The organism is Ruegeria sp. D3, assembly GCF_056534465.1.
This window is the reverse complement of sequence record NZ_JBQFPK010000010.1, coordinates 93,876-107,425: the sequence shown is the minus strand read 5'-3', so window position 1 is coordinate 107,425 and position 13,550 is coordinate 93,876. Positions and strand designations below refer to the sequence as shown.

12 protein-coding genes are annotated in these 13,550 nt (G+C 58.9%); 9 read left to right on the top strand and 3 right to left on the bottom strand.

The window, feature by feature from the left end; translation table 11 throughout:
- Window positions 1–37 precede the first annotated feature (37 nt).
- The 4 genes from ACR0DX_RS15540 to ACR0DX_RS15525 are packed head-to-tail and all read left to right on the top strand — an operon-like array spanning window position 38 to window position 4,876.
- A complete protein-coding gene (locus ACR0DX_RS15540; RefSeq protein WP_170355881.1) occupies window positions 38–985 on the top strand; it encodes an ABC transporter permease in 948 nt (315 codons plus the stop codon).
- Window positions 982–1,797, top strand: coding sequence for an ABC transporter permease (locus tag ACR0DX_RS15535; protein WP_170355883.1), 816 nt, complete (start codon window positions 982–984; stop codon window positions 1,795–1,797). Before ACR0DX_RS15540 ends, ACR0DX_RS15535 begins: the two co-directional genes overlap by 4 nt.
- Window positions 1,794–3,392: a dipeptide ABC transporter ATP-binding protein gene (locus ACR0DX_RS15530; protein WP_170355885.1), complete on the top strand. Its 1,599-nt coding sequence runs from the start codon at window positions 1,794–1,796 to the stop codon at window positions 3,390–3,392. The genes ACR0DX_RS15535 and ACR0DX_RS15530 overlap by 4 nt, the downstream gene beginning before the upstream one ends.
- Window positions 3,393–3,424: 32 nt before the next feature.
- A complete protein-coding gene (locus ACR0DX_RS15525) occupies window positions 3,425–4,876 on the top strand; it encodes an aldehyde dehydrogenase family protein (protein WP_170355886.1) in 1,452 nt (483 codons plus the stop codon).
- A gap of 3 nt (window positions 4,877–4,879) precedes the next feature.
- Here ACR0DX_RS15525 and pncB read toward each other — a convergent pair whose 3' ends face one another.
- Window positions 4,880–6,172: a nicotinate phosphoribosyltransferase gene (gene pncB / locus ACR0DX_RS15520; RefSeq protein WP_170355888.1), complete on the bottom strand. Its 1,293-nt coding sequence runs from the start codon at window positions 6,170–6,172 to the stop codon at window positions 4,880–4,882.
- Between the two features lie 163 nt (window positions 6,173–6,335).
- Here pncB and ACR0DX_RS15515 point away from each other — a divergent pair, with 163 nt between their 5' ends.
- A complete protein-coding gene (locus tag ACR0DX_RS15515) occupies window positions 6,336–6,869 on the top strand; it encodes a hypothetical protein (protein WP_170355890.1) in 534 nt (177 codons plus the stop codon).
- Here ACR0DX_RS15515 and pncA read toward each other — a convergent pair.
- Entirely contained in the window at window positions 6,866–7,459 is a 594-nt protein-coding gene (pncA, locus tag ACR0DX_RS15510; protein ID WP_170355892.1) for a bifunctional nicotinamidase/pyrazinamidase, read from the bottom strand. The two genes, ACR0DX_RS15515 and pncA, sit on opposite strands and share 4 nt — an antisense overlap.
- Before the next feature lie 92 nt (window positions 7,460–7,551).
- Here pncA and trhO point away from each other — a divergent pair, with 92 nt between their 5' ends.
- Together trhO and ACR0DX_RS15500 are read left to right on the top strand one after the other, a co-directional pair.
- On the top strand, window positions 7,552–8,457 hold the full coding sequence (trhO, locus tag ACR0DX_RS15505; protein ID WP_170724674.1) for an oxygen-dependent tRNA uridine(34) hydroxylase TrhO: 906 nt from the start codon (window positions 7,552–7,554) through the stop codon (window positions 8,455–8,457).
- 69 nt (window positions 8,458–8,526) lie between these two features.
- The gene (locus tag ACR0DX_RS15500) at window positions 8,527–9,027 is read left to right on the top strand and encodes a potassium channel family protein (protein ID WP_170355895.1); all 501 of its coding nucleotides are present in this window, start codon (window positions 8,527–8,529) and stop codon (window positions 9,025–9,027) included.
- Between the two features lie 3 nt (window positions 9,028–9,030).
- On the opposite strand, the gene ACR0DX_RS15495 is transcribed toward ACR0DX_RS15500, so the two are convergent.
- Window positions 9,031–9,360, bottom strand: a complete 330-nt coding sequence (locus tag ACR0DX_RS15495; RefSeq protein ID WP_170355897.1) for a hypothetical protein — start codon at window positions 9,358–9,360, stop codon at window positions 9,031–9,033.
- Window positions 9,361–9,731: 371 nt separating this feature from the next.
- Here ACR0DX_RS15495 and ACR0DX_RS15490 point away from each other — a divergent pair, with 371 nt between their 5' ends.
- Together ACR0DX_RS15490 and ACR0DX_RS15485 are read left to right on the top strand one after the other, a co-directional pair.
- Window positions 9,732–12,176, top strand: coding sequence for an FAD-dependent oxidoreductase (locus ACR0DX_RS15490; protein WP_170355899.1), 2,445 nt, complete (start codon window positions 9,732–9,734; stop codon window positions 12,174–12,176).
- Window positions 12,173–13,534 (top strand): MmgE/PrpD family protein, encoded by a 1,362-nt coding sequence (locus ACR0DX_RS15485; protein ID WP_170355901.1) that lies wholly within the window; start codon window positions 12,173–12,175, stop codon window positions 13,532–13,534. The genes ACR0DX_RS15490 and ACR0DX_RS15485 overlap by 4 nt, the downstream gene beginning before the upstream one ends.
- The last annotated feature ends 16 nt before the right edge of the window (window positions 13,535–13,550 follow it).

Genomic DNA, 13,550 nt, shown 5'->3' with positions numbered 1-13,550 from the left:
CTGGACCAACGGCTCCTGTGACCCTAACGTGCGATCTATGCTGCGCTACGCTCTCAAACGCCTGATATCGCTGATGATCAGTTTGGCCGTTGCCTCGGTCGTGATCTTCGCGGTGATCGAGGTCGCGCCGGGCGATCCGGCGTCCTTCATGCTGGGCGTAAACGCGCAAGAGGACACACTGGCCGCGTTGCGGGCCGAGCTGGGCTTGGATGGCTCGAAGCTCGAGCGCTACTTCAACTGGGTCGGCGGAATGCTGGTGGGTGATTTCGGTACTTCTTATACCTATCGCACGCCGGTCTCCCAAATGATCGCCGACCGTATGTGGGTGTCCCTGCCGCTGGCGCTATACGCGCTGACCCTGTCGACGCTGATCGCGTTTCCCGCCGGGATTTATGCTGCTGCGCGTCGGGGCAAGCCTGGCGATCTGACGGTGATGGGGGCGACGCAGCTGGGCATTGCAGTGCCGAATTTCTGGTTCGCCATGATGCTGGTGCTGATCTTTGCCATCAACCTGCGCTGGTTCAACGCCGGAGGGTTCGCTGGCTGGGATCAGGGGCTTTGGACCGGGCTGCATTCGCTGACGCTGCCCGCCATCGCGCTGGCCTTACCGCAGGCGGCGATTCTGGCACGGGTCATGCGCTCATCCCTACTGGATATTCTGGGCGAGGATTTCATGCGCACCGCCCGCGCCAAGGGTCGGTCGCGCCGTCAGGCCCTGTGGCGGCACGGCGTTCGCAACGCGCTGATCCCGGTGCTGACCATCATTGGGCTGCAGTTTTCATTCCTCTTGGCTGGGTCGATCATCATCGAACAGGTCTTTTACCTGCCCGGCCTTGGGCGTTTGGTGTTTCAGGCGATCTCGGCCCGTGATCTGATTGTGGTGGAATCGGTCGTCATGTTGCTGGTCTTTGCCGTCATCACCGTGAATTTCCTGGTCGACCTGGCCTATGCCGCAGTCGATCCCCGCCTCAGGAGCCGGACATGAGCCGCAACCTGATCCTTGGCGCCTTGCTGTCCTCGCTGGTTCTGCTGGCGGCTTTGGTGTCCTTTGTCTGGACACCTTACGACCACGCCGCGTTGGACATTCCCGGCAAGCTCAAGACACCAAGTGCACAGAACTGGTTCGGGACGGATCATTTCGGCCGCGACATGTTTTCGATGATCATGGTGGGCGCTCGTACGTCGATTGCGGTTGCTCTGGTTGCCGTGGGGATCGGTATGGCGCTGGGCGTGCCGCTTGGCCTGACAGCGGCGGCGCGCAAGGGATCTTGGCTGGATGAGGTGATCATGCGCGGCAATGATCTGGTCTTTGCCTTCCCATCGCTGGTCATTGCGATCCTGATCACAGCCGTATTCGGTGCCGGGGCCATAAACGCCATCATCGCCATCGGTATCTTTAACATCCCCGTCTTCGCCCGTATCACCCGAGGGGCCGCGTTGTCCTTGTGGGAGCGTGAGTTCATCCTCGCCGCCCGTGTCTCGGGCAAGGGTGCTGCGCGCATATCGGCGGAACATATCCTGCCCAATGTCGCCAATCTGCTGATCGTACAGGGCACCATCCAGTTCTCGCTGGGGATACTGGCCGAAGCCGGGCTGTCCTATGTCGGCCTTGGTGCGCAACCGCCCACGCCCAGCTGGGGCCGAATGCTGGCCGATGCGCAGACAATGGTCAGTTTTGCCCCGCATTTGGCTCTGATTCCAGGGCTGGCGATCATTGTCACGGTGCTGGGCCTGAACCTGCTGGGCGACGGGTTGCGCGATTGTCTAGACCCTCGGATCAGGGTGGCGCGCGCATGAGTTTGCTTGAGGTCGAAAATCTGTCGCTGTCCATCCACGGCGTGCCGATCCTGACACAGGTCAACCTGTCCATTGATCCCGGCCAGATCGTCGCTGTGACAGGTGAAAGCGGCTCGGGCAAGTCGATGACCGCTTTGGCCGTGATGCAACTGTTGCCCAGCGGGGCGCAGACGCAGGGCGAGATCCGGCTAGAAGGGCGCGACGTGCTGACCACTCCCGAAGCCGAGATGTGCGCCCTGCGTGGTGCCAAGATCGGGATGGTGTTTCAGGAGCCGATGACAGCCCTGAACCCGGTGAAAACCATCGGCGATCAGGTCATGGAAACGATCCTGATCCATAAGGCCATGCCTGCCACGCAGGCTCTGGACCGCGCGAAGGAAGTGTTGCGCCGCGTGGGCCTTCCCCCGGACCGCTTTCCCCTGTCTCGCTATCCGCATGAGCTGTCAGGCGGACAACGCCAGCGCGTTGTCATTGCCATGGCTATTGCCTTGCGGCCCAAGCTGCTGATCGCGGATGAGCCGACAACGGCGCTGGACGTGACCACGCAGGCACAAATCCTCGATCTGCTGAAAGGGTTGGTTCGCGAATATGGCATGGGTCTGCTGATGATCACCCATGATCTGGCCGTGGTCGCTGACATGGCAGACCAGATCGTCGTGATGCGGCACGGTGAGGTCGTGGAAGCCGGCCCCACCGACGATCTGCTGCGCAACATGCAGCACCCTTATACCCGTATGCTGTTTGAGGCCTCGGATCATCAGGTGGCCTTGCCCGACACAGCGGGGGGTCGCCCGTTGTTAGAGGTCACTCAGGTCGTCCGCGACTATCGCTTGCCGCGCAAGGGTCTGTTCGACAAGCCGGGCCACCACCGCGCGGTGAACCAGGTCAGCTTTACGCTCAATCGAGGTGAACGGCTGGGTTTGGTAGGTGAGTCTGGATGTGGAAAATCGACCCTAACGCGGGCTATTCTGGGCTTGGAAGAGGTACAAGCGGGGGAAATCCGTCTGGATGGTGCACTCGTTTTCACCGGCCATAAACCAAACCCTGCGGTGCGCCGTAAAATGCAGGTGGTGTTTCAGGACCCCTATGGCAGCTTCAACCCCCGCCACAAAGTCGCACGCCTGATCACCGAGCCGTTTCACTTGCTGGACATGCCTCCCACCGGATCAGAGCGCCAGGACCGCATTGCCGAGATGCTGACCGCCGTGGGCCTCGGCCCCGATGACGCAGGGAAGTACATCCACGAATTCTCGGGCGGGCAGCGTCAGCGTATCGCTATTGCCCGTGCCTTGATCATTCGCCCCGAATTGATCCTGTTTGATGAGGCCGTCTCGGCCCTTGATGTTTCAGTTCGTGCGCAAATCCTGGATCTGCTGGCCGAGCTGTGCGCGACCTACGACCTGACCTACCTTTTCATCAGCCACGACCTGAACGTGGTGCGCACGATCACTGATCGGGTGATGGTCATGCAGGCGGGCAAGATCGTGGAACAGGGCGAGACCGAGCAGGTCTTTGCCAATCCGCAGCACGTCTATACCCGTACCCTGATCGACGCCGCGCCGGTGCTGCCTGATATCGGGGCGCTTGTTGGCTGAAATGTATGATTAGAGCCTGAATGGAGAGAAACATGCCCAATCCTCTTTGGTTCAACCCCGCACTTTGTTTGATCGGTGGAGAGTGGATCGCGCCCTCTGCTGGCGTCGACCTGCCTTTGATCAACCCCTCGGACGGCACTGAAATCTGTCACATCGCTCGGGGGGATGCGTCCGATATCGGTGCGGCGGTCGCAGCCGCGCAGGCGGCACTGGATGGGGATTGGGGCCATAAAACCGCCCTGGAACGCGGGCGCATCCTGACTCGTTTAGGTCAGTTGGTACTCGAACGCGTGGACGATCTGGCCGCGTTGGAGGCGATGGATGTGGGCAAACCGCTGACCCAAGCGCGCGCAGATGCGGTGGCCTTGGCGCGGTATTGCGAATTCTACGGCGGTGCGGCGGATAAGGTTATGGGCGAGACGATTCCCTATCTGGACGGCTACACCGTTTATACGCTGCGCGAACCCCATGGGGTGACGGGCCATATTGTGCCGTGGAACTACCCGATGCAGATCATCGGGCGTTCGATCGGGGCGGCACTGGCGATGGGCAATGCCTGCGTCCTGAAACCGGCGGAAGAGGCTTGCCTGACCGCGCTGGCCTTAGCTCATCTGGCCCAACAAGCGGGTTTGCCAGCTGGTGCGTTAAACGTGGTGCCAGGTTTAGGGGCCGAAGCCGGAGCGGCACTGTCGGCGCATCCGGGCGTCCACCATATCTCGTTTACAGGGTCGGTCGCGACAGGGGCCTTGGTGCAGCAGGCGGCGGGGCGCAATGTTGTACCAGTAACATTGGAATTGGGCGGAAAATCCCCGCAACTGGTGTTTGATGATGCCGATCTGGACGCGGCCCTTCCGTTTCTGGTGAATGCGGGTATTCAGAACGCGGGGCAAACCTGTTCGGCCTCGTCCCGTATTCTAGTGCAGCGTGGGGTTTACGAGCAGGTCAAGGCGCGCATGGTTGCGGCCTATGCTGATCTGACCGTTGGACCTGCGGCGCAGGATTTGCGGGTGGGGCCGTTGATCTCGGCCCGTCAAAAAGAGATTGTCGAAGGGTTTCTGGCCAAAGGCAAAGATCTGACCATCGCCGGCCAAGGACAGATCGTTGAGGATGCTCCGGCTCAAGGTGCTTATGTGCGGCCAACCCTGTTCGCCGATGTGCCGCCTGATCACATGTTGGCGCGGGAAGAGATTTTCGGCCCGGTGCAGGTGCTGATCCCTTTCGACACCGAGGACGAAGCCGCAGAGATCGCCAACAGCACCGACTATGGGCTTGTCGCCAGCATCTGGACCCGCGACGGCGCACGGCAGATGCGGCTGGCGAAACGGCTGAATGCGGGGCAAGTCTTCGTCAACAACTACGGGGCAGGCGGCGGGGTCGAGCTGCCCTTTGGTGGCGTCGGCAAATCCGGTCATGGCCGAGAAAAGGGTTTCGAGGCGCTATACGGCTTTTCACAGCTTAAAACCGTGGCAAATTACCATGGTTAGGGTCTAAACGATCACCTCGATCGCTTTTTGCGCGCCAACGCCGAAGACGCGTTTGTAACGTTCGATCTCGTCCGCCGGTCCCATCGCCTTTTCAGGGTTGTCCGACAATTTCACCGTCGGACGTCCATTGGCCGAGACCGCTTTGCACACCAGCGAAAACGGTGCCAGCGTGTCATTCGGGACCAGCCCGCGGAAATCGTTGGTCAGCAATGTACCCCAGCCAAAAGACACTTTTGTCCGTCCAGCAAATTGGCCATGCAGCTCTCGGATCTTGTCGACATCCAGCCCATCCGAGAAGATCACGCGTTTTTCACGCGGGTCCTCGCCGCGTGATTTCCACCAGTTGATCGCGGTTTCCGCCCCCGTTGCTGGGTCGCCACTATCGACACGGATGCCAGTCCAGCCTGCAAGCCAGTCGGGCGCACTATCCAGAAAGCCCTGTGTTCCATAGGTGTCTGGCAAAATGATGCGCAAGTTGCCGTCATGTTCTTCATGCCAGTCGCTGAGAACATCATACGGAGCTTGCGCCAGTTCCGCGTCCGTATCGGCCAGCGCGGAATAGACCATGGGCAGTTCATGCGCGTTGGTGCCGATGGCTTCAACCTCGCGCCGCATGGCGATCAGGCAGTTCGAGGTGCCGGAAAATGCAGACCCTAATCCTTCGATCATGGCTTGTACGCACCAGTCCTGCCAAAGGAACGAATGACGCCGCCGGGTGCCGAAATCCGCAATGCCCAGTCCATCAATGTCGCGCAATTGTTCAATCTTTTCCCAAACGCGGGTCATTGCGCGGGCATAGAGCACCTGCAGCTCGAACCGGCGCATGTCGTTCAGCACGGCGCGCGAGCGTAGCTCCATCAGTACGGCAAGCGCGGGAATTTCCCACAGCATGACCTCGTGCCATTTGCCCTCGAACGTCAGCTCGTACTGATCGCCTTTACGTTCCAGATGATAGGGGGGCAGGCGCAGATTCTCGAACCACTCCATGAAACCGGACCGGAACATCTGTCGTTTGCCGTAGAACATATTGCCCCGCAGCCACGTGCTTTCGCCGCGGCTGAGGCTGAGTGAGCGGATATGATCCAGCTGTTCGCGCAGTTCACCCTCGTCGATGAGCTTGGCCAAAGGTATGTGATTCGACCGATTAATCAGCGAAAACACAACATCCGTTTGGGGCCGATTTCGAAACACTGACTGGCACATCAGCAGTTTGTAGAAATCTGTGTCGATTAAAGACCGTACAATCGGGTCAATCTGCCATTTATGATTGTACACACGTGCCGCAATATCGACCATGAGGAACTCCTGCGATTTCCGTTGTTAGATCAATCGGTGTGTGGAATGGCAAGAGTCGCTGGTTTGGTGACAATGACAATGTCAGGTCACAAAGCGAGCATATTGTGTGTTCTTTTCACCGGTTAGTGAGAAGAGAGGTCGAAGGACGAGGTTAAGTTGGTGAATGGTTCTCGAGTACGATTTTGACATTGTTGTCGTCGATCCGGGGGAAGGGGATCCAGATTCGGGCCCGGATGGTTTTTCGAAGAAACCAGTGCTGCGTGCGATGTTTCGCAGTGTGAAGACTGCGGATGCTCTGAGGGCGGCCTCTCCAAAAATTCGCAAGATTTTTCAGGATGCAGGCTTTGGTCTGGACGCAACCGGCAGCGATCTTGTGCACGGCCTATACCGGCCAAGGGATGAGGCTGAACGGGAGCGGATCCTGCGCGCTCTGTTTGCCAATATTCGCAAGATGGGCGTTCAGGGCGAATATTGCGGCGAGTTCGATTTCCGAAAGTTCCTTCGGGACATTAAAAATGCCCGTCCGCGCAATGGTCAGCGCCGTACAGTTGCGGACTGGACGCCAAACCCTCGGTACAAATCCCCTGCATCGCCCGAACGCCGTACCTTGCCGGGACGGATCGGCGTGGCACTGGGGCTGGCCGTAATTCTGTTTGTTATTGTCAAATACCTGGCCGAGCGTGGCGCGACCCCTTAGGACAGCGTTACACCGGCGTCACGCATCGCGGCTTCAGCCGTCGCCAGTGAACCATCCAGATCAATAGCGCGGCAAACGTCCAACCGAACTGTAACCTCGAATCCCAGCCGGGCTGCGTCCACGGCCGAGAAGTGTACACAGAAGTCTGTTGCCAACCCTACAATCGTCAATTTTCGTATGCCGCGCGTGTTCAGGTATCCTTCCAACCCTGTTGGGGTGGTCTTGTCGTTTTCGAAAAAGGCAGAATAGCTATCGATGGTTGGGCGGAACCCCTTGCGGATGATCAGGTCCGCATCTGTGCGCAGATTGGGGTGAAACATGGCGCCTTGCGTATCTTGCACGCAATGATCGGGCCATAGAACCTGCGGGCCATAGGGCATTTCGGTCGTGTCATAGGGGTTTTTCCCCGCATGAGAGCTGGCGAAAGACGAATGCCCGGCCGGGTGCCAGTCCTGCGTCAGGATCACGGCGTCGAAGTCGTCCATCATCGCGTTGATAGGGGCCACGATCTGGTCGCCTTCGGGCACCGCCAGCGCGCCGCCGGGGCAGAAATCGTTTTGGACGTCGATTACGATCAGGGCATGGGTCATCGCGATCTCCTTTTTGCTATCGGTAAGGGCGCGGGCAGGGGGCGTCAATCCGGTCCCTTGCGACTCTGCGCGCGTGAGGCTAGACCGCGCGCATGTATACCATCGCTGCCCTCTATCACTTTACCCGTTTCGCTGATCACGCCGCCTTGCGCGAACCTTTGCTGGACTTGTGCCGTGCGCAATCCGTCAAAGGCACGCTGCTGCTTGCGCAAGAGGGGATCAACGGCACCATCGCTGGCCCTCGCGCCGGGATTGACGCGGTGCTGGCCCATATCAAGGCGCTGCCGGGTTGTGCCGATCTGGAGTGGAAAGAGGCCACCGCCGACCACCCGCCTTTTGGAAAGATGAAGGTGCGGCTGAAGAAAGAGATCGTGACTATGGGCCAGCCGGATGTCGATCCGCGTGCCCGCGTCGGCAATTATGTCGAGCCCGAGGAATGGAATGACCTGATCCGCTCGGACGATGTGGTGGTGATCGACACACGCAACGATTACGAGGTGGCGATTGGTACGTTTGAGGGCGCAATAGACCCTGAAACAGCCAGTTTCCGTGAATTCCCGGCGTGGTGGGAAGAAAACAAGGAGCGCTTCCACAACAAGCGCGTGGCCATGTTCTGCACGGGCGGTATCCGCTGTGAGAAATCAACCAACTTCCTGCTGGGGCAGGGGGTCGAGGATGTCTATCACCTCAAGGGTGGTATCCTGCGTTACCTTGAGGAAATGCCCGCTGAGGACAGCACCTGGCAAGGTGAGTGCTTTGTGTTCGACAACCGCGTTTCTGTGGGGCATGGGCTGGTCGAGGGGCCGCACAATCTGTGCCATGGCTGCCGCCGTCCGATCCTGCCCGAGGATATGAAACGGCCTGAATATGAGCACGGCGTTGCGTGCCACCAATGCGTAGATGAGACCTCGGAAGCAGACAAAATGCGCTTCCGCGAGCGGCAAAAGCAGATCGGTCTAGCACGTTCGCGCGGGCAGGAACATCTGGGCGCAGAATAAGCCAATTCCGGTTGCAGGCCCCGGTGCAAACCGGGATGATCACACACAGACCCTGTGACCGGAGGCCCAATGTCGCGCAAACCCACCACCCTGGCGGAATGGAAATCGACCCTGCTGGCTGCGGGTGGCATGGTTGTTGCCAGTTTCTTTGCGTGGTTTGGCCTATCACGTCTGAGCGAGGCCACCGCAGGTGATACGATCGGTACCCTCGCCTCGGTCGGGTTGCTGTTGTGGATCGTGTCGCAGTCCTGGTTCTACATGACCCAAGTGAAATCGCCGCGTCGTGTGCTGTTCTTGATGGGCGTTTCCTTTATTCAGGTCGTCCCCTTCCTGTTCGCCGCCGTCTATGGTGCGTTCGGCTATAAAGACAACTGCGTGGTCGGTGCCAGAGGACCGGGGGACATCCTGTATTTCTCATATGTCACCTTCACCACCGTTGGATATGGCGACATGGCCCCGACCGGCCTGTGCCGCGCGTTGGCCGTGTCCGAAGCGGTGACAGGCTACATCCTGCTGGGCCTCTTCGTCGCCGCTGCCGTGGCACTTTATGCCCGAAACCACTCGGATTAGAGCCTATTTGTTGGTGTCAATCCACCGGGACATCATGTGCTTGTCGCGGAAACACCCAGACGGTATCGGTCTGCGTTTGGAACGCGAGATCCGTTCAGCGAAAGCGACCTGTTTGCCAGTGGGGTAATTGGCAAATGGCGACGGGTCATCTTGTTTATGCGCCGAAATCCACTGGGACATGGCCCTGCGGTCGCGTTGTGCCTCGACCGGGATTTCAAGCGCCGATTGCTGGGCAATCGCGCGCGCATAGCGCATCTGCCGGTCTGTGACGGGCAGCATGTGATAATCGTTGCTGGGTGCGTCGTACCAGCTTTGACGGGCAGCGTTGGCCATAGCTCGAATACCTCCGTTCCACCTCAGGCATAATGATGGAACAAATATAGAACATTTTAGGAACTTTTTCAAGATTTCCGCTGATCCACACGGTTTTTACCGCGTTTCAAACCAGCCTGTCCCGTCGCGTTTCGACCAATTCGGCACGTATTTTCGTGCTTCCTAATTTAATCAAAGAATCAGTGCGTCTCATTTCAAGACACAGACGCTCACGACATCGCGCGTTTGGTGCCACAGGGCGATGATCCGCCGACGCGGCGTTTGCTTCCGGCGTTTTGATCGTCATTACCGACATTTTGCGTCGGGAACAGAGCATCAGTAGCCCCTGACCTGTGGCTGACTTTCGTGCAAGCTCTGTAGGAGGTGCGCCAATGAAAACCCATGCTCAGGCCGTTGTCATCGGAGGGGGGCTGGTCGGCTGCTCGATCCTGTATCACCTGGCCAAGCTGGGCTGGACTGATGTTGTCCTGCTGGAACGCGATGAGCTGACCAGCGGATCCACGTGGCACGCGGCGGCCAATATCCACGGGCTGCACGACAACAACAACATCACCCGTATCCAGCACTATACGATGAACCTGTATAAGCAGCTGGAGGCTGAAACAGGGCAGGGCTGTGGCGTGTTTCAATCCGGCTCGCTCTATTTGGCGCAGACCGAGGATCGCGAACACCAACTGCGCCTGCAAGAAGCCAAGGCGCGTTTCTACGGTCTTAACTTCCACGAGATCAGCCGCGAACAGGCCATGGAATTGCACCCTCTGGCGCAATTCGATGATATCCGCTGTATCATGTTCGAACCCGATGGCGGCAATGTTGACCCCTCGGGTGTGACCCATGCCTATGCAGCCGGAGCACGTGCGATGGGTGCCAGTATTGAGCGGTTTTGCCCTGTGTTAGGCACTGAACAGCAACCTGACGGATCGTGGATCGTACGCACCGCAAAGGGCGATATCCACACGCAATGGGTGGTGAATGCCGGCGGCCTGTGGGGGCGTGAGGTGGCCGCATTGGCGAGTATTGAACTGCCCCTGCAACCAACTGAACATCAGTACTTCGTCACCGAAGCGATTGATGAAGTCGCCGCGTTGGGCCGCCGCTTGCCGTCCATCGCCGACCGGGATGGCGAGTACTACTTCCGGCAAGAAGGCAACGGTTTGCTGATCGGTGCCTATGAAAAAGACATGCGGTTTTGGGCCGAAAACGGCACGCCGCTTGATTTCGCCCATGATCTGTTCCCCGACGATTTGGATCGCATCATGGAGAACGTCATCCGCGCAACCGACCGTGTACCAGTGGCCGCGACCGCCGGTGTGAAGCGGGTGATCAATGGCCCGATGATCTGGTCGCCGGATTCGAACGCGATCTGGGGGCCTGTGCCCGAGCTGCAGAACTATTTCTGTTGCACCGGCATCATCCCCGGATTTTCGCAATCGGGCGGGCTTGGCCTGTTGTCGGCGCAATGGATGATCGAGGGCGAGCCGCAATACGACATGTTTGCCTGGGATCTGGCGCGGTTTGGCGACTGGGCCGACAAGGCCTTCACTAAAGCGCGGGTGCAGGACGTTTACACGCATCGCTTCGCCATTCACTTCCCGAACGAAGAACGCAGCGCGGGCCGCCCTGCCCGAGTGCGCCCTGCCTATCAGATGCAAAAGAACATGGGCTGTGTCTTTGGCATGAACTGCGGGTGGGAGCACCCCCTCTGGTTCACCGATCAGCCTGGTGTGGTCGAGACTACCGGCTTCACCCGCCAGAATTGGTGGGAACCGGTTGGCCGTGAAGTCCAGATGCTGCGGGACAATGTGGGTGTGATCGACATCTCGAACTTCGCCAACTACGTGATCAAGGGGTTGGGGGCGCACGATTGGCTGGATCGTCTTGTTGCCAACCGGGTACCAACCGAGGTTGGACGGTCCTGCCTGACGCCTCTGATCTCGGTGCGTGGTGGCGTGGCGGGCGACTTCACCATCACTAAAGTCGCAGATGACGAATACATGATGATCGGTTCAGGCATGGCCGAGCGGTACCACCAGCGGTTCTTCAACATGGTTGATCTGCCAGAAGGCACCAGTTTCGAGGTTGCCACAAACCGCTTCGCTGGCTTCAACGTTGCCGGCCCCAAATCGCGCGATCTGTTGCAACGGCTGACGAATGCAGACCTGTCTAACGAGGGGTTCCGTTTCATGCGGTCTCGTCAAATCGAGGTGGCGGGCGTTCAGTGTTTAGCCATCCGTGTTAGCTTTACCGGGGATTTGGGGTGGGAGTTGCACTGTGCCGAAGAGGATCAAGTTAGGCTCTATACTGCGCTTTTAGACGCTGCAAACGATCTTGGCGGAGGCCCAGTTGGTGGTCGCGCGCTGGGGTCTTTGCGCATCGAAAAAGGGTATGGGTCGTGGGGTCGCGAATATTCACAGGAATATTGGCCGCACGAGGTCGGCCTTTCAGGATTGATCAAACTGGATAAGGACTTCCTGAACAAAAACGCCTATCTGGCGATCAAGGACACTCCGCCCCGAGAAGTACTGTCGATCTTTGAGATTGATGCAAAGACAGCCGATGCGTCGGGGGGAGAGCCCATTTTCACGCCTGACGGACGCCCGGTCGGGCGCGTCACGTCGGGTGCTTATGGGTATTCTGTCGGCAAGTCGCTCGCCATTGGATATGTGAACCCCGATGCTGCGCAACCCGGCGACAAGGTCGAGCTATTCATTCTGGGCACTCCACACAGCGCAACTGTCTTGGCAGAGCCTCCGTTCGATCCGTCCGGGCTTCGATTGCGCGGCCTCCATCAACCCGCTACAGAGCCCGCCGAATGACCAATGCTTTCACCCGTGTTGCTGAGTTTACCTTGGACCGGCCAGCGGCGGATATGCCAGAGTCCGCCAAAGAAGCGGCTGCGCTGATGATGCTGGATACGATGGGTATCCTGATCGCGTCCGCCCAGATGGAGGCTGGTGTGATCGCGCGGGATACCGCAGCGCTGCTCTATGCCAGTTCCGATCCTGGTTTCAGCGCGCGGATGATGTTTGACGGGCGGACCGTAAGCCTGGCCGGCGCGGCCTATGCTGCGGCAACGCAGATTGACAATCTGGACGGCCATGACGGCTACAACCCTGCCAAAGGGCATATCGGCGTGGTGGTTTTACCGGCTCTGGTCGCTCTGGCTGAACATTGCCCGGACCTGACCGGCCCCGAAGCACTGGCAGCCGTCGTCACCGGGTACGAGGTTGCCGGGCGTTCCGGTATGTCACTGCACGCATCTGTCAGTGATTATCACACATCGGGCGCCTGGAATGCGTTGGGCGTCGTGGCCATGGCATCCCGGTTGCGCCGCCATTCTCGCGAACAGATGCGACATGCCATGGGCATTGCCGAATATCACGGCCCGCGCAGTCAAATGATGCGCGAGATTGCGAACCCTACCATGTTGCATGATGGCTCTGGCTGGGGGGCATTGGTCGGGCTCTCTGCCGCCGTTCTGGCCGAACGCGGTTTTACCGGCGCTCCGGCGATCACGGTCGAGGCCGAGTCGGCCGCGCAGTACTGGGCTGACCTGGGCCAGTTCTGGCAAGTCGAGCATCAATACGTGAAGCCTTACCCTATCTGCAGATGGGCCCACGCTGCCATTGACGGGGTGCGAATGCTGATGCTGAACAATGCACTATCGGCGGGCCAGATCAAAACGGTGCAAATCAACAGCTTTCATGAAGCCGCCCGTTTATTCGCAGGAATGCCCGATACGACGTCTCAAGCACAATACTCGCTGCCTTTTGCGGTTGCCGTTCAGGCGATTTACGGGCGGATCGGGGTCGAACATATTTCTGGCGCGGGTCTGTGCGATCCAAAAGTCGCCGCCTTCATCACCCGTATTCAGGTATCCGAGGATCAACGTCATTCCCTACGGTTTCCCGAAGGACGTTGGGCGGATGTGCGTATTACTACAACTGACGGCCGTGTCTTTGCGTCGGGCGACGTTCACGCGCGAGGCGGGCCCGAAGATCCGTTCAGCCGCGCAGATGTGATCGCAAAGTTCAAGGACTTTGCCATGCCTGCGATCGGTGTCGAGCGCACAGACGCCATCGCCGCGGCTATTTTGGGCTGGACAGGTGAGTCTTCACGATTTTCCGATCTAAGCCCGCAACTTTTCGCACCTGATTTTAGAAAAGCACAGTAAATTTCAGAGACTCCAA